The sequence below is a fragment of the Mesorhizobium loti CJ3sym genome (assembly GCF_000472785.1).
In the GTDB taxonomy this organism is placed as follows: Bacteria; Pseudomonadota; Alphaproteobacteria; order Rhizobiales; family Rhizobiaceae; genus Mesorhizobium; species Mesorhizobium loti_E.
This window is the reverse complement of record NZ_AXAL01000012.1, coordinates 1-15,160: the sequence shown is the minus strand read 5'-3', so window position 1 is coordinate 15,160 and position 15,160 is coordinate 1. Positions and strand designations below refer to the sequence as shown.

At 63.4% G+C, this 15,160-nt stretch carries 15 protein-coding genes; 9 read left to right on the top strand and 6 right to left on the bottom strand.

The annotated features are described in order from the left end of the window. Nucleotides 1–77 precede the first annotated feature (77 nt). The gene (locus tag A3A9_RS0117720; protein ID WP_027059966.1) at nucleotides 78–1,238 is read left to right on the top strand and encodes an efflux RND transporter periplasmic adaptor subunit; all 1,161 of its coding nucleotides are present in this window, start codon (nucleotides 78–80) and stop codon (nucleotides 1,236–1,238) included. Beyond that, complete coding sequence (locus A3A9_RS0117715; RefSeq protein ID WP_027059965.1) at nucleotides 1,235–4,366, top strand: efflux RND transporter permease subunit; 3,132 nt, start codon at nucleotides 1,235–1,237, stop codon at nucleotides 4,364–4,366. The genes A3A9_RS0117720 and A3A9_RS0117715 overlap by 4 nt, the downstream gene beginning before the upstream one ends. 20 nt (nucleotides 4,367–4,386) lie before the next feature. Here the strand turns inward: A3A9_RS0117715 and A3A9_RS0117710 are convergent, their stop codons facing one another. The 6 genes from A3A9_RS0117710 to A3A9_RS0117685 all read right to left on the bottom strand — a co-directional run bounded on the left by A3A9_RS0117710 (nucleotide 4,387) and on the right by A3A9_RS0117685 (nucleotide 10,304). After that, complete coding sequence (locus tag A3A9_RS0117710) at nucleotides 4,387–4,791, bottom strand: GtrA family protein (protein ID WP_027059964.1); 405 nt, start codon at nucleotides 4,789–4,791, stop codon at nucleotides 4,387–4,389. Further along, on the bottom strand, nucleotides 4,788–5,606 hold the full coding sequence (locus tag A3A9_RS0117705; RefSeq protein WP_027059963.1) for a ChbG/HpnK family deacetylase: 819 nt from the start codon (nucleotides 5,604–5,606) through the stop codon (nucleotides 4,788–4,790). Before A3A9_RS0117705 ends, A3A9_RS0117710 begins: the two co-directional genes overlap by 4 nt. Continuing rightward, nucleotides 5,603–6,586: a glycosyltransferase family 2 protein gene (locus A3A9_RS0117700; RefSeq protein ID WP_033838652.1), complete on the bottom strand. Its 984-nt coding sequence runs from the start codon at nucleotides 6,584–6,586 to the stop codon at nucleotides 5,603–5,605. Before A3A9_RS0117700 ends, A3A9_RS0117705 begins: the two co-directional genes overlap by 4 nt. After that, nucleotides 6,579–7,760 carry a glycosyltransferase family 87 protein gene (locus A3A9_RS0117695; RefSeq protein ID WP_033838651.1) on the bottom strand — a complete coding sequence of 394 codons (1,182 nt, stop codon included), beginning with the start codon at nucleotides 7,758–7,760 and terminating at the stop codon, nucleotides 6,579–6,581. The genes A3A9_RS0117700 and A3A9_RS0117695 overlap by 8 nt, the downstream gene beginning before the upstream one ends. A gap of 209 nt (nucleotides 7,761–7,969) precedes the next feature. Further along, complete coding sequence (locus tag A3A9_RS0117690; RefSeq protein WP_027059960.1) at nucleotides 7,970–9,007, bottom strand: zinc-binding dehydrogenase; 1,038 nt, start codon at nucleotides 9,005–9,007, stop codon at nucleotides 7,970–7,972. 55 nt (nucleotides 9,008–9,062) lie between these two features. Beyond that, a complete protein-coding gene (locus A3A9_RS0117685; protein WP_027059959.1) occupies nucleotides 9,063–10,304 on the bottom strand; it encodes an acyl-CoA dehydrogenase in 1,242 nt (413 codons plus the stop codon). Nucleotides 10,305–10,423: 119 nt separating this feature from the next. Between A3A9_RS0117685 and A3A9_RS0117680 the strand changes: the two genes are divergently transcribed. From A3A9_RS0117680 to A3A9_RS42710, 7 genes are all read left to right on the top strand, one after another. Next, entirely contained in the window at nucleotides 10,424–11,239 is an 816-nt protein-coding gene (locus tag A3A9_RS0117680; RefSeq protein WP_027059958.1) for an SDR family oxidoreductase, read from the top strand. Nucleotides 11,240–11,278: 39 nt separating this feature from the next. Next, nucleotides 11,279–11,764 carry a MaoC family dehydratase gene (locus tag A3A9_RS0117675; RefSeq protein WP_275451172.1) on the top strand — a complete coding sequence of 162 codons (486 nt, stop codon included), beginning with the start codon at nucleotides 11,279–11,281 and terminating at the stop codon, nucleotides 11,762–11,764. Further along, nucleotides 11,761–12,801: a phosphotransferase family protein gene (locus A3A9_RS0117670; RefSeq protein WP_027059957.1), complete on the top strand. Its 1,041-nt coding sequence runs from the start codon at nucleotides 11,761–11,763 to the stop codon at nucleotides 12,799–12,801. Before A3A9_RS0117675 ends, A3A9_RS0117670 begins: the two co-directional genes overlap by 4 nt. Beyond that, complete coding sequence (locus A3A9_RS0117665) at nucleotides 12,801–13,577, top strand: SDR family NAD(P)-dependent oxidoreductase (protein ID WP_027059956.1); 777 nt, start codon at nucleotides 12,801–12,803, stop codon at nucleotides 13,575–13,577. The genes A3A9_RS0117670 and A3A9_RS0117665 overlap by 1 nt, the downstream gene beginning before the upstream one ends. A gap of 116 nt (nucleotides 13,578–13,693) precedes the next feature. Then, nucleotides 13,694–14,338, top strand: a complete 645-nt coding sequence (locus tag A3A9_RS0117660) for a TetR/AcrR family transcriptional regulator (protein WP_027030953.1) — start codon at nucleotides 13,694–13,696, stop codon at nucleotides 14,336–14,338. Nucleotides 14,339–14,530: 192 nt separating this feature from the next. Next, the gene (locus A3A9_RS0117655) at nucleotides 14,531–14,779 is read left to right on the top strand and encodes a DUF680 domain-containing protein (RefSeq protein ID WP_027059955.1); all 249 of its coding nucleotides are present in this window, start codon (nucleotides 14,531–14,533) and stop codon (nucleotides 14,777–14,779) included. A gap of 224 nt (nucleotides 14,780–15,003) precedes the next feature. Then, nucleotides 15,004–15,160, top strand: a 157-nt coding sequence (locus A3A9_RS42710) for a helix-turn-helix domain-containing protein (RefSeq protein WP_245279071.1), incomplete at its 3' end; no start/stop codon positions are given.

Sequence of the window (15,160 nt, the reverse complement as noted above, 5' to 3'; positions counted from 1 at the left end):
TTTGGCCGCCAGCCCTTGTCGTCGCTGCATCCGCTTCCACTTGGAACCGGCAGACGATTTTTGCTGCTGGAGTATCGATGTCGGGTTGGAAACAGATTGTCCTTGCGCTTGTCGTCGTGGTCGCCGCGGCGGCCTCGTGGGCTGGCTTCTACCCCGGCGCTCCGCAGGTGCTGGCGCGCTGGGGCATCGACTGGGCCTATGGCGCGACGCCTCCAACGAAAGAAACGGCGGCCGGGGGCTCCAGGCAGGCTGGGCGCAACAGCGCCCAGATTGCCACCATCGTTGCATCGCCGGTCGCGTCCGCTGTTATCAATGACCGCTTGCAGGCGATCGGCACCGGCCGCGCCAACGCCTCAGTGACCGTCAATCCCTACAGTTCCGGGCGCCTTGCCGAACTGCTGGCCGAATCCGGCACTCATGTCGACAAGGGACAGATCATCGCCACGCTCGATTCCGAGACCGAGATCATCTCTCAGGACCGGGCTAAGCTCGCCTTGCAGGATGCGCAATCCAAGCTTGACCGTGTCAAGTCGCTGCGCGCCTCAAATGCCGCCACGCCTGTCGCCGTTGCCGACGCCGAAGTCGTGCTGGCAAGCGCCAAGCTGGCGCTTCAGGATGCCGAGCTTGCGCTGCAGCGCCGCTCCATTCTGGCGCCGATCGCAGGCACCGTCGGCATCCTGCCGATCTCGGCCGGCAATTACGTGACAAACCAGTCGGCGATCGCCACGCTCGATGACCGCTCCTCGATCCTGGTCGATTTCCAGGTGCCGGAGCGCGTTGCCGCCGCCATCAAGGTCGGTTCGCAACTGACGGCGACGCCTATCGCCAATCCGAGCAACGCCTATAAAGGCACGGTATCGGCCATCGACAACCACATCGACGAGAAGAGCCGCACGCTCCTGGTCAAGGCCAAGATCGCCAATCCCGCAGATTCGCTGCGCGCCGGCATGTCGTTCTCCATCACCATGAAATTCCCCGGCGAAACCTATCCGGCCGTCAGCCCGCTGGCGATCCTGTGGGGCTCGGACGGCGCCTACGTCTGGCAGATCGAGGACGGCAAGGCAAAGCGGGTGCAGGTGCGCATCATCCAGCGCAACACCGAGACCGTGCTGATCGACGCCGAGATCGACAATGGCGACATGGTGGTCACCGAAGGCACGCAGAGTGTCAGCGAAGGCGGCGAGGTCCGTATCGCCGGCCAGGACCAGCGCGCCGCCAACACCGCCGAAGGCTCATGACCGGACCGGTCAACGCCGCCAGCGATACCGGCTTCACCGCGCTCTTCATCCGCAGGCCGGTCATGGCCTTCGTGCTCAACGTTCTCATTGCGGTTGCTGGCCTCGCCGCCTTCTACGGCGTCGAGATCCGCGAACTGCCAGATGTCGACCGTGCAGTGGTCACCGTCTCGACCGCTTTCGAAGGCGCGGCGGCCGAAACCGTCGACCGCGAGCTGACCGACACGATCGAGGGCGCCGTCGCCCGCGTCTCCGGCGTCAAGTCGATCTCGTCTTCCTCCTCCTTCGGCTCGAGCCGCGTCACCATCGAATTCAACGACGGCGTCGATCTCAACGTCGCCGCCTCCGACGTGCGCGATGCCGTCGGCCGCGTCGCCAACCAGATGCCGGACACCGCCGATCCGCCGCGCATCGTCAAGGCCGATGCCAATTCCGACGCGGTGATGCGGCTGGCGGTGACATCAGACAACATGTCGATCCAGGACATGACGGTCGTGGTCCAGGACCAGATCGAGGATGAACTGGCCGCCGTGCCCGGCGTTGCCGACGTCCAGGTCTATGGCGACCGCGACAAGATCTTCCGCATCGACGTCGACCAGAACAAGCTCGCCAGCCTCGGCTTCACGGTGGCCGACCTCAGGACAGCCCTTGCCTCCGTCGCTTTCGATTCACCGGCCGGTTCGATCACCACCACCAACCAGGATCTGATCGTTCGCACGACAGCCGACGTGACCACGCCCGAGGAATTCGAAAACATCATCATCGGCGGCACGACGCGCATCCGCGATGTCGCCACCGTTACGCTCGGCCCCGATGTCGGCCAGACCACGCTGCGCTCGGATGGCAAGACCGGCATCGGTATCGGCATCATCCGCCAGGCCGAATCCAACACGCTGGACATCTCGACCGGCGTTCAGGCCGCTGTCGCCAAGCTGCAGGAGAACCTGCCCAAGGGCATGGCGATCAAGATCACCAGCGACGACGCCGTCTTCGTCAAGGGCGCGGTTCACGAGGTCGAGATCGCGCTCGGCCTGTCGGTGACCATGGTGCTGATCGTCATCTATGTCTTCCTGCTCGACTGGCGCGCGACACTCATCCCGGGCCTGTCGATGCCGGTCGCCATGATCGGCACCATCGCCGCCATCTATCTGGCCGGCTTCTCCGTCAACATTCTCACCTTGCTTGCCCTGGTGCTGGCGACAGGCCTCGTCGTCGATGACGCCATCGTGGTGCTGGAAAACATCGTTCGACGACGCAATGAAGGCATGGGGCCGCGTGCGGCCGCCGTGCTTGGCGCGCAGGAAGTGTTCTTCGCCGTCATTGCCACGACGCTGACGCTGGTCGCCGTCTTCGTGCCGATTTCGTTCCTGCCCGGCCAGACCGGCGGCCTGTTTCGCGAATTCGGCTTCGTGCTTGCCATGTCGGTGCTGCTGTCCTGCGTGGTGGCGCTCACACTTTGCCCGATGCTGGCCTCGCGCATGCTGACCAGCGCCTCGCTTCACCATGAAGGCGGCCATGGCATCGGTGCCCGTATCGGCGGCGCGCTGAATGCCGCCTACAAGCGAGCCTTGCACGCTTGCCTCGATGCGCCCTGGATCGTGGTTCTGGTCGCGGTGCTGTTTGCCGGCACCGCCTTCGCGCTGTTCAGCACCATCCGCCAGGAACTGACGCCGACCGAGGACCGCGCCGCCGTGCTGTTGCGCATCAGCGCCCCGCAAGGCGTCAGTCTCGACTACACGACGCAGCAGATGCAGAAGATCGAGAAACTGATCCAGCCGATGCGCGATTCCGGCGAGATCCGCTCAACCTTCGAGAATGCCGGCCAGAACGGCTCCTACAATTCCGGATTCATGGTGATGACGCTCGCACCTTGGAACGAGCGCAGCCGCAGCCAGCAGGAGATCATGGCCGAGATCAGCCTGCTGACCAAGCAGGTGCCAAGCGTGCGCATCTTCCCGGTGCAGCCCAACAGCCTCGGTATCCGCGGCGCCGGCAATGGCCTGCAGTTTGCGCTCGTCGGCAACAACCGCAAGGCGCTTGGCGACGCGGCGGTGCAAATTATTGCCGAGATGCAGAAGGACCCGCGCTTCCAGACGCCGCGCCTATCGATTGACCCGACGCAGCCGCAGCTCGCCGTCGCCATCAACCGCGAGCGTGCCTCCGACCTCGGCATCGACATTACGGGCCTCGCCAATACCATGCAGGCCATGCTCGACGGCAATGATGTCGTCGATGTCTACATTGCCGACCGCAGCTATGGCGTGAAGCTGGTCTCGACCACCAACCCGATCAACGATCCGACCGATCTGGAAAACGTCTTCCTCAAGACAGCCGATGGTCGCTTTGTGCCGATGTCGACCATTGCCACGCTGACCGAACGCGCCGTGCCGCCATCACTGTCGCGCGAACAGCAGCAGCCATCGGTGGCCATCACCTCCAACCTCTCGGGCAATTTCGCGCTTGGCGACGCGCTGAACCAAGCCGAGCAAATCGCCACGCCTCTGCTGCCGCCGGGCAGCCGCATCCTGCCGCTGGCCGAGGCAGCGACGCTGGGCGAAACCAACAGCGCCATGGTCACCATCTTCGGCTTCGCTCTGGTCATCATCCTGCTGGTGCTGGCCGCCCAGTTCGAAAGCTTCGTCAGTGCCGTCATCATCATGGCGACGGTGCCGCTCGGCCTAGCCTGCGCCATCTTCGCCTTGCTGCTCTCAGGCACCAGCCTCAACGCCTACAGCCAGATCGGCCTGGTGCTGCTGGTCGGCGTCATGGCCAAGAACGGCATCCTGATCGTCGAATTCGCCAACCAGCTGCGCGATCGCGGGCTCGGCGTGCGCGAGGCGATCGAGCAGGGCTCGATCATCCGCGTGCGGCCTGTGATGATGACGATGATCTGCACCGTGCTCGGCGGCCTGCCATTGGTGCTGGCTGCCGGCGCCGGCGCCGAAGCACGCGTGGCGCTCGGCTGGGTGATCGTCGGCGGGTTGGGGCTGGCCACCATCTCGACACTGTTCCTGACGCCGGTCGCCTATCTCCTGCTCGGCCGCTTCGTCACCCCGAAGACGCATGAGGAAGCACGCCTGAAGCGCGAGCTGGAGGAAGCCGCCTACACCAATGTGGAGCCGGCGGAGTAGAGAGAAATTCCGCGATAAGCTTACTTCAGCAGCCGGCCTTCGATCGACCAGCGCGCGGCGATGAAATTGAGCGCCGCCGCCGCCGCGACGCCGCCGATCTTTGCCGGCCAAACGCCGGCGATGCCGGCGAAGAGTGCGATCGACAGCGTGGAGACGCCGAGCGAAATCAGCACCCCAAGCGAGACGAAACGCAGGAAGGCCTGATGCAGCGGGATGGTCTGGTTTCGCTCGAACGACCAGAAGCCGTTGGCCACGAAAGAGAAGATGACGGCGATCGACCAGGAGATGATGTTGGCCGGCAGCGGCGGGACATGCAGCTTGAGCAGCAGGAAAAAGCCGGCAAGGTCGATGGCCGTATTCACCAGCCCGACCATGGCAAAGCGCACGATCTTGCTGCCGGTCGAACGCTTGGGCTCGCCGCTCATCCCTTGCCGTCCATGATCTCGGCACCGGCGCGAACTAGGCTCGCGCTGAACGCGTCCGAGGCCAGGACCGCGAATTCCACCTCGCGCACGCCTTGCATCGGGTCGCGCGCCCGCAGCGTCTCGTCGACATGGCCGGGATGGCACATGAACAGGCCTCGTTCCGGCAGTGCTTCGACAGCGGCCTGGAGAACCGGAGCAAATCGCTCGGGTTGCCGCCAGTCGTAGATGCCGGCGAGCGGCTCGAAAATGCTGAAGCCGGCGCGCGCCATCGACCGGTTGAAGCCGGCGGCCACGGCCGCGATTGCCGCGACCTTCGGCGCCACGGCGGCATTGCCCAGCGACGGAGCACCGCGCAGCACCGGCTTGCCGGTCGCTTCCGTGAAACGCGTGCGTAGCCAACTGCGCACGACAGGCAGGAAATGCACATGCTGGTGCCCATCGATGAAGTCAGGCTGGCGACCAAGCGCCTCGACGAAGCGGCTGTGCTGCGCGTCGAGCTCGGCATCGATATCGCGAGCCTCGATCTGACCGCGCAGGACCGGCAGTGCCAGCGAACGCAGCGGCGGCAGCCGGCCTTCCGGCGCCAGGCTCGACCGGCCGGTGAGGGCCGGCTGGTCAGTCAAGGTAAGATGCAGCCCCATCGCGGCGCGGCCGCACAACGGCTTGATGCGCTTCGCCTCGTCAGCCCATTCCGGAAAGCCCGTCATGCAGCTGGTGCCGGTCAGACGTCCGCGACCGAGCAGATCCAGGATCGCGGCGGAGACGCCGGGCGCGAGGCCGTAATCATCGGCGATCAGGCGGATGCGCCGCGTCATGTCTCCGACACGCCTGGCGGCCTGTCCGAAACGTTGCCGCGCAGGACATCGCGCACGATATAGACCGGCCGGTCCTTGCTCTCCGAGAGCGTGACCCAGACATATTCGCCGATCAGGCCGAGCAGAGTAAGGTTGAGACCGCCAAGCAGGACGACGGCGACCATAAGGCTGGGATAGCCCGGAACGGCGATGCCGTAGAACATCACCTCGAAGAACACTTTGGCTCCATAAACGAGGCCTGCCATCGCCGCCAGCATTCCGCTCAGGCTGATGATGCGCAGCGGGATCACGGAGAAGGAGGTAAAACCCTCCAGCGAGAAGGCGATCAGGTTGAGCCGGCTCCATTTCGACGTGCCGGTGACACGGTTTTCCGGCGAATATTCTATCGCCTTCTGGCGAAAGCCGGCCCAGGCGAACAGGCCCTTGTTGAAGCGCCGCTTGTCGCGCAGGCTGGTCAGTGCGCGCACCACGGCACCGCGCATGACGCGAAAATCGCCCGCGTTCTCCGGAATGTCGAAACGCTGGCTGCTGTTGATCAGGCTGTAGAAAAGCCGCGCCAGCTGGCTGCGCCGCCAACTGGCCTCGCGGCGGTCGTTCTGCGCGTAAACGACATCGATATCCGGATGTTCCACCAGCTCGGCGATCATCTTCAGGCTGGTGTCCATCGAATGCTGAAGGTCGGCGTCCATGATCAGCGCCATGTCGCCGCGCGACTGGTCGAGGCCGGCGAGCACCGCAACCTCCTTGCCGAAATTGCGGCTGAGCCGCACGATTTCCCAGGATCCCGACAGCGCCCGCGAAAACCGCTCCGCGCCATCGTCGCGGCTGCCGTCGTCGACCAGGATCTTGTGGACTTCCATGCCGAAACGCTGCGCCACCGCAGCCTCGAGCTTGTCGAGCAATGCGGCAAAAGCCGATGCCGATTGCGCCTCATTGAAGAACGGCGCCACGATGTCGAGAACAGGTCGCGACTCAGCCATTTGCGACGGGCCTTTCATTCATCACCTTGTCTCTCGCCATCTTGTCTCTCGGCCTGGCCCAGAACCACCAGGTCAGGAAACCGGCGATGATGGTGACCGCGACTGGCCGGAACCAGGGGTATGTCAAATCCTGGATATGGCGCTCGACGCCCGTCAGCCCGGTCAAAAACAGCATCACGGACAACACCGAGGCCAGAACACCACCTCGTTCCTCGCGCCACAACAAGGCAATAGCGAGACCGGCGGGCACGGCTATCATGGCATAGGTGTTGGGCTCGACGCGCGGGTTGAAGACGCACATGTAGAACGTCGCCGTCAGGAAGATGGCGAGCCCGGCCGTTCCGCGTTCGAGCTTGCGGTCGAGCCAGAGCACCATGGAAAGCGTGAACAGGGCCATGACGATGCGCACGATCGTGGCCCCGAATTCAGGGATGGGCAGCCCCACCCTGGTAAAGGGTGCCGTGAAGTCGGTGGGGACAAAATGGCTGTTGTTGTCGACAGCCATCGAGGTCAGCATCTGGCCAAAAACACGATACTGGTCGTTCAGATAGCTGGCTGGGGCGAAAGCATAGGGCAGAGCGAGCACGAACAGCACCGCCAGCACGAGCACCGGTATCAGCCGCAAACGCAAGGCTCCGACCAACAAGAGCATGATGATCGCGGTCGGCTTGGCGATAATGGCTACCGAAGCCCAGAAGAAGGTTTCGGCGCGCCGCCCTTCGAGCGCCGACAAAGTGAGAAGCCAGCAGGCCCCGGTCAGGAGGATCGTCGCCTGGCCGTTGCGGATCGCCCCGGCGGCCATCGACAAGGCAAGAAACAGGCCGAAGGACAGCAGCCATGGCAATTCACCGCCGCCGAGCTTGCGCACCTGCCGCATCGCGGCAAAGGTCAGCACCGCGAAGCCAATCGCATGCCAGACCAGGCCGCCCAGTTGCGGCCCGAGCTTGAGTATCGGAACATAAAGCGCGGCAAAGGCCGGCGCATACAGATACCCCATCTCGGACCGGATATTGTAGAGCGGCTGGCCGGCCAGGAATTCCTGGCTGCCATATCTGTAAGCCAGCAGCACGGTGCGTGTGTCGGGTGCCAGCAGGACAAGCACAAGAACGACCAGGAACGCTGCGATCCACAGGCCAAGTCCCAAACGGTCGAAAACCGGCTTGGACATCGTCATCAAGACACCCCACAACACCCGGAACAGGCTCAGTCCAGCACTGTCCCGGCATTCGATGGCGGCGGCATATCACGGACAAAGCGGCGTGGCATAGGGGGCTAAAAGACGCCTATACCTTTGCCTTGGCCCTGACGGCCACGCAGCACCGCCCTTCTGTTGACAGTCACGAGCCTACTGAAAGCTACGTATCTTGAGTTTTTCAAATGAGACTAAGGTTTGATGAACACCTTGCCGTTGGGCTTGGCCAGTTCCGCCGGCACCCGCGCAATGGCCTCGGCGAGCGGCACCACCGCCGTCACGTCGGTCGACCAGCGCCCGTCAGAGAAACGCTTTTGCGCTTCCATGATCGCCGGACCACGCCGATCTCTAGATTGCCGCATCCATTCGCTCAGCCAGAAGCCTTCGATGTGCTTGTGCTGGAAGATCAGCTGGCCGGGCTCGCGGATGATGGTGGCGTCCGTGTCGAGCCGCCCATAGATGATCCAGCGCGCCCGTTTCGGCATCGCATGGAAGATCGCCGAGGCCAGCGGCCCGGTGACCGCATCGAGGAAGATGCGCGGCTGTTCGGCCTTCATCACCTCGCGCAGCGTGGCCTCGAAATCCGGCGCTTTCTCGTTGAGCACATGCGCCGCGCCGAGATCCTTCAGAAGCGCGATCTGCTCATCGCGGCGCACGGTGACAACAGGCCGGAACCCCTCCTCCCTGGCCAGGCCGATGATCAGCTTGCACAGCTGGCTGGCGCCGGCGGTCATGACGAAGGCCTTTTCGCCCTCCTGTTTGACGATGTCGAACATGGCGATGGCAGTGAGCGGATTGACGATCATTGCCGCGCCATCCTCGTCGCGCACGGTATCAAGCAGCGGAATGCAGGCCGCCGCCTCGGCAACGGCATAATCGGCCCATGAACCCCAGTTGCTGACGCCGGTGGCAAAGGCGACGCGCTTGCCGACGAGGCTTTTGGGATAGGGCTCATCACCGCTGGCGACGACGGTGCCGACCCCCTCGAAGCCGGCCGGCTGGCCCTTGGCGCGCGGCTGGCCATACTGACCCTTAATGAAGGCGACATCGGACGGATTGATCGAAGCCAGGCTGACCTTGATCAGCACCTGGCTCGGTCCGGGCGCCGGCACCGCGATGCTGCCCGGCTGCAGATAAGGCTCCATCGCTTCCAGCGCGCTGCCGCTCGGCGTTCTGGTGTAGCCGTCGCCGACAAGCAGCAGCGCCTTCATTTCGGAGGGGATCGTCATTGGTGACACTCCTTGGTTGTCGGCGGAAAACCGCGGCCGCAGCCCGATCTGCCGCTCAAATCTTCTCCTGCGTGTATTTCTTCAGCTCCGTGCGTGCCACCTGCCGACGATGCACCGCGTCAGGCCCGTCGGCTAGGCGCAATGTCCTCAGATGCGTCCACGAGCGCGCCAGCGGCGTGTCCTGGCTGATGCCTTGCGCGCCGAACATCTGCACCGCCTCGTCGGTGACCTTCAGCGCAACGCGCGGCGCGATGACCTTGATCTGGCTGATCCAAGGGGCCGCAGCGCGCGCATCGCCCTGGTCGATCATCCACGCCGCCTTGAGGCAGAGCAGCCGGGCCATCTCGATCTCCATGCGGCATTCGGCGATGATGTCGAAATTGGCGCCGAGCTTTGCCAGCTTCTTGCCGAAGGCTTCGCGGCGCACCGAACGCTGGCACAGCAACTCCAGCGCCATTTCGGCCTGGCCGATGGCGCGCATGCAGTGATGGATGCGGCCTGGGCCAAGCCGCCCTTGGGCGATCTCGAATCCCCTGCCCTCGCCAAGGATCAGGTTCGACGCGGGTACCCGGACATTGTCGAAGCGAAGGTGCATATGGCCATGCGGCGCGTCGTCGTCGCCATAGACCTGCATGGCGCGGACCTTGGTGACGCCTTTTGTGTCCGACGGCACCAGGATCATCGAATGGCGGCGGTGCTGCGGTTCCTGATCGCCGCCGGTCCGCACCATGACGATGTAGATGGCGCAGCGCGGATCGCCGGCGCCCGACGCCCACCATTTCTCGCCATTGAGCACATAGTCGTCGCCCTGGCGCTCGCAGCACATCACAATGTTGGTGGCGTCGGATGACGCGACATCGGGCTCGGTCATCAGATAGGCCGAGCGGATTTTCCCATCCAAAAGCGGTTCAAGCCATTTCTTCTTGTGCTCGGCCGAGCCATAGCGCTCCAGCACTTCCATATTGCCGGTGTCGGGCGCCGAGCAGTTGAAGGTTTCGGCGCCGAGATGCGCCTTGCCCATCTCCTCGGCGAGATAGGCGTATTCGACGGTGGACAGGCCATAGCCGCGTTCCGAGCCGGTCAGCCAGAAATTCCACAGCCCGCGTTCCCTTGCGGTCTTCTTCAGCCCTTCGAGGATCTCGCTCTGCCGCACGCTGTAGATCCAGCGGTCGCCTGCCTTGCCGACTTCGCTCAGGAATTCATGGTCGAGCGGCATGATCTCGTCGCGCACCATGGCCGCGACGCGGGCGTGGATCGGCTTCAGCCGCTCGGTCATGCCGAGATTCATCTCTGTCATCGGTCGCTAACCCTTCATAGAGGCCAGGCATTTTGTCAGTGGCAAGGATGACCGTACTTCGGATAGCCTTGTCAACGCGAACTCTTTGCCCAAATACCGAGGCGAAGTGCGGAGGATTGATGGCCTATCTCGACGAGTTGTTTTCGGTGGCCGGCAAGACCGCGCTGGTGACGGGCGCGGCGACCGGCATCGGCCGCATGGCGGCGACCGCACTGGTCAGGGCCGGCGCCACCGTGATGATCGCCTCGCGCAAGGGCGAGGACTGTGTCAAGGTCGCCAATGAGCTGAACGGGCTCGGCGCGTCAGGACGGGCCGATGGCTTCGCCGGCGATGTCGCCAGTGAGGCCGGCATCGCCGCCCTCGTCGCCGAGGTCAAGGCGCGGACCGACAGGCTCGATATTCTGGTCAACAATGCCGGCGTTTCCTGGGGTGCGCCGCTGGAGAGTTTCCCTTATTCGGCATGGGCCAAGGTGTTCGGCGTCAATGTCACCGCAGTCTTCCATCTGACGCGCGAATTGCTGCCGCTGCTCGAAGCCGCCGCCAGCGATGCCGATCCGGCCCGTGTGATCAATCTGGGTTCAGTGATGGGCACGCAGCCGCTGGCCGACGACGCCTATTCCTACACCGCCTCGAAGGCCGCCGTGCATCACCTGACGCGCACGCTCGCACTTGAATTCGCCGCCCGCCGCATCACCGTCAACGCCTTTGCTCCCGGGCCCTTCCAGAGCCGCATGACGGCGTTTGCCACCGGTACGGATGAACAGGCCAAGCATGTCGGCAGCCATGTTCCGATCGGCCGTATCGGCACAGCGGATGACATTGCCGGCGCAACGCTCTATTTGTGCAGCCGTGCGGGCAGCTATGTCACCGGCGCCATCCTGCCGATCGACGGCGGGCAGTCGGTGCAGCATGGGTTGACCTTGTTCAAGGAATGACATTTTCCGGCCGTAGAAGCCGGAGGTGAACTGGAGGACATGCGCGTGGAACCAATCAGTCTCGATGTGCTTCTGGCCAGTGTCGGCAAGGAGGTTGGCATCTCGCCATGGCGGGTGGTGACGCAGCGCATGATCGACCAGTTCGCCGACGCCACCGACGACCACCAGTTCATCCACTGTGACCCCGAGCGGGCCAAGCGCGAGACGCCGTTCGGCGGCACCATCGCGCATGGTTTCCTGTCGTTGTCGCTGCTCTCGGCAATGACGTTCGAGACCATGCCGCCGCTGGAAAACGGCAAGATGGGCGTCAACCATGGTTTCGATTCGCTGCGCTTCCTGGCGCCGGTAAAGACCGGCGCGCGCATCCGCACCCATTTCGTGCTGGCCGACGTCAAGGTCAGGCCGTCGGGCTGGGTGCAGACGGCGCATGACGTGACGATCGAGATCGAGGGCTCGAAGAAGCCGGCGCTGACCGCCCGCTGGCTGACGCTCACCCTGATCGAACGCCAGCCCGAGACCGCATGAGCGACCCGAACGCGCTCGACCAGGCAGCGCTTGCGCCTTATCTCAAGGCGGAAATCCCGGGCTTTTCCGGGCTCGCTGCCATCGAAAAATTCAAATCCGGCCAGTCGAACCCGACCTATCTCATCACGGCGACCAGCGGCCGCTATGTGCTGCGCGCCAAGCCGCCGGGCCAGTTGCTGAAATCGGCGCATCAGGTCGACCGCGAATTCACCGTGATGAAGGCACTTGCCGGCACCGCCGTGCCGGTGCCCGAAATGCTGCATCTGTCGGCCGAGGATTCGCCGATCGGCCGCATGTTCTATGTCATGGATTTCCTCGACGGCCGCATCTTCTGGGATCCGGGATTGCCTGAAGCGCGCGACAATGACGAGCGCGCCGCCATCTACGACGCTATGAACGGCACGCTCGCGGCCCTGCACGATGTCGACGTCGAGGCCGTGGGTCTCTCTGACTTCGGCCGGCCAGGCAGTTATTTCGAACGGCAACTGGCGCGCTGGACCAGCCAGTATCGCGCCTCGGAGACCGGCACCATTGCCGACATGGACCGGCTGATTGCCTGGCTGGAGACGCACATACCAGCCGATGACGGCCTGATATCGTTGGTCCATGGCGACTACCGGCTGGACAATCTGATCTTTGCGCCGGACCAGCCAAAGGTCATCGCGGTGCTCGACTGGGAGCTGTCGACGCTTGGCCATCCGTTCGCCGACATCGCCTATCAATGCATGCAATGGCGCCTGCCGCACGCATCGGGCTTTCGCGGCCTGGGCGGCGTCGACCGTGGCGCACTCGGTCTGCCCTCCGAAGAAGAGTATGTCGCCGCCTATTGCCGGCGGCGCGGGCTCACCGGCATCGGCAACTGGACCTTCTTCCTCGCTTTCTCCTTCTTCCGGTTGGCGGCGATCTGCCAGGGCGTCTACAAGCGCGCGCTGGACGGCAATGCCTCCAATCCCGAAAAGGCGAAAACCTATGGCGAGGCGGTGAAGCTGCTTTCGCATCTTGCCGCCAAGCTGATCGACAAGCAGGGGGAGACGTGATGGCCCGTTTTGACGGAGCAACGGTGCTGATCAGCGGTGCCGCCGGCGGGCTCGGCCGGGGTGCCGCGAAGGGCTTTGCCACCGAGGGCGCGCGGCTGGTGCTGTCGGACATCGACGAAAAGGCGCTCGCCGATCTTGCTGCTTCCTTGCCGGCCGAGACAGCGATCCTTGCCGGCAACATAGCGGATGAGAAACTCTCCGAGGATCTGGTCAGGCTGGCTGTCGAAAAGTTCGGCCGCTTGGATGTCGCCATCAACAATGCCGGCATCGTCCAGAGTTTCGTGCGCCTGCCGCAAGTGCCGTCGGACGAAGCCCGCCGCGTGCTGGAGATCGACCTGCTCGGCGTCTTCTATGCCATGAAGCACCAGATCCCGCAGATGGAGCGGCAGTTCAAGGCTACGGCCAGGGGCGGCGTCATCGTCAACATCGCCTCGGTTGCAGGTCTGGTTGGCGCGCCAAAACTTTCGGTCTATGCCGCAGCCAAACATGGCGTTGTCGGGTTGACCAAATCGGCCGCCGCCGAATATGCGACCAAGGGTGTGCGGATCAACGCCATCTGCCCCGCTCACACGAGAACCGCCATGGTGGACGGGTTTGTCCGCGTTTCCGGCGCGCCGGAGGCTGAAGCGCTGGCGGAACTGACACGTGGCGTGCCGATGAAGCGGGTGGCGGAAGTCGACGAGATCATCACCGCGATCCTGTTCGCCGCCGACCCGGCCAATTCCTTCATGACCGGCCATGCGCTGGCCATCGACGGCGGCGTCGGCGCAATCTGATCCCTGGCGATCCAGCCAGATGCCGTGTGGGAACTTCCCGCGCCCTTGTCCGTTTCCGTACAGCGTATATAACTTAGCCAGGCACCAACCCCAGACACCGAGGAAAGGCACCAGACGTGCCGCAAAGCGTCCAGACACGCCGCGAGAAACAAAAGGCCGAACTGCGCTCCGAACTGGTCGAAGCCGCGCACAAGCTCGTTCAGGAAGAGGGCTATGATGGCTTGACTATCCGCAAGCTGGCCAAGCGGGTCGGCTACGCGCCGATGTCGGTCTATTCCTATTTCGCCGACAAGCAGGACATCCTGTTCGCGCTTGCCGAAGATGCCTTCGAAACGCTTGCCCGCCGCATCGAGGAGCATCCGTCCGACGATCCGATCGAGGCCTTGAAGGTCGTCATGACCGAATATGCCGCCTTCGGGCTCGGCAATCCCAACGAATACCGCACCGTCTTCATGACCGAAAAGACCAAGCTGCCGGAAGGCAGGAGCTATGAAGATATGGAAGAGGGCAACCCTGCGATGAAAGCGCTCATCAAGCGGGTCGAGGCCTGCATCGCCGCGGGCAAATTGCACGGTGATGCGCGCGCCATCGCCACCATGCTGTGGGCGGTGGGCCACGGTACCATATCGCTGCTGATCACTTTTCCGTTCTATCCCTTCGGCGACCCGCAGGCTTTCGTGAAGCGGATGTGCGATTCCACCCTTGCCTCGCTCAGCACGCAAAACGTGCCGCCGCTGACCGAAACACCGGTCAACTGCTGAGCCGGCAATTCTGACATCTGACCCGATCGGATCGTAAGGCGCTGCTGTGTCAGTGCGTCGCTATTTTGGTCATTCAAAAAAATTTGTCGTACGTGTACGTTTTCTGACTTGAAGATCGGCGCCTCCAGACGTATCTGTACGTTGTATCGTACATGTACGGAAAAGATTCAAACGCTAAACTGGAGACTGACCATGAAAAAGATCGTCCTCACCCTCGCCGCCGTGCTGGCTCTTTCGGGCTCGGCTTTCGCCGCCAACACCACCCACCCGGTCAAGCAGGTGCCGGCTGCGACCTGCGTCGACACCAAGACCAATGTGAAGCTCGATTGCGCTTCGACCGGCTCGGTCGAGAAGAAGAGCGCCACGGAAAACACCGTTGACAGCAAGGGCCCGCGCCTTGGCATCAGCATCAACCCGTGGATCGTGCCGAGCGCATTCTAAGATTTGCGCCAAACGCTTCTGGACGGCACAAGCCGGCAAAGCAATTCCAGGAAAAGTGTGGGCGGTTTTGCGTCTGGAATTGCGTCAAGAAGAAGAGTTAGAGCAATTCGCCGTTTCCGTGAAACGGTAAAGTGCTCTAGGTGTGAGCTTTCGGGAGGTTGTCCATTCGGACCGGATCGAGGAGACTGGAGTTACCAGGCTTCAGCATCCACCGGAGGGTCCGAATGAACATCCACAAGAATGCCCGTCTCACGCCGCTGCGTCGAGAGGAGATGGCGCTGTCGGTGATAGAAGGCGCTCTTTCCCAAGCCCATGCGGCGCGCGTCTACGGCGTGACGGCCAAGATCGTGGCGCGCTGGGTCGAGCGTTATAAGGTCGAAG

Excerpts from the sequence above, each read along its gene's own strand:
- A3A9_RS0117670 (WP_027059957.1), top strand. The coding sequence starts at position 11,761 with ATGAGCGACCCGAACGCGCTCGACCAGGCAGCGCTTGCGCCTTATCTC.
- A3A9_RS0117720 (WP_027059966.1), top strand. The coding sequence starts at position 78 with ATGTCGGGTTGGAAACAGATTGTCCTTGCGCTTGTCGTCGTGGTCGCC.
- A3A9_RS0117665 (WP_027059956.1), top strand. The coding sequence starts at position 12,801 with ATGGCCCGTTTTGACGGAGCAACGGTGCTGATCAGCGGTGCCGCCGGC.
- A3A9_RS0117715 (WP_027059965.1), top strand. The coding sequence starts at position 1,235 with ATGACCGGACCGGTCAACGCCGCCAGCGATACCGGCTTCACCGCGCTC.
- A3A9_RS0117695 (WP_033838651.1), bottom strand. The coding sequence starts at position 7,760 with ATGACGATGTCCAAGCCGGTTTTCGACCGTTTGGGACTTGGCCTGTGG.
- A3A9_RS0117675 (WP_275451172.1), top strand. The coding sequence starts at position 11,279 with ATGCGCGTGGAACCAATCAGTCTCGATGTGCTTCTGGCCAGTGTCGGC.
- A3A9_RS0117700 (WP_033838652.1), bottom strand. The coding sequence starts at position 6,586 with ATGGCTGAGTCGCGACCTGTTCTCGACATCGTGGCGCCGTTCTTCAAT.
- A3A9_RS0117655 (WP_027059955.1), top strand. The coding sequence starts at position 14,531 with ATGAAAAAGATCGTCCTCACCCTCGCCGCCGTGCTGGCTCTTTCGGGC.
- A3A9_RS0117685 (WP_027059959.1), bottom strand. The coding sequence starts at position 10,304 with ATGACAGAGATGAATCTCGGCATGACCGAGCGGCTGAAGCCGATCCAC.
- A3A9_RS0117680 (WP_027059958.1), top strand. The coding sequence starts at position 10,424 with ATGGCCTATCTCGACGAGTTGTTTTCGGTGGCCGGCAAGACCGCGCTG.
- A3A9_RS0117690 (WP_027059960.1), bottom strand. The coding sequence starts at position 9,007 with ATGACGATCCCCTCCGAAATGAAGGCGCTGCTGCTTGTCGGCGACGGC.
- A3A9_RS0117710 (WP_027059964.1), bottom strand. The coding sequence starts at position 4,791 with ATGAGCGGCGAGCCCAAGCGTTCGACCGGCAGCAAGATCGTGCGCTTT.
- A3A9_RS0117705 (WP_027059963.1), bottom strand. The coding sequence starts at position 5,606 with ATGACGCGGCGCATCCGCCTGATCGCCGATGATTACGGCCTCGCGCCC.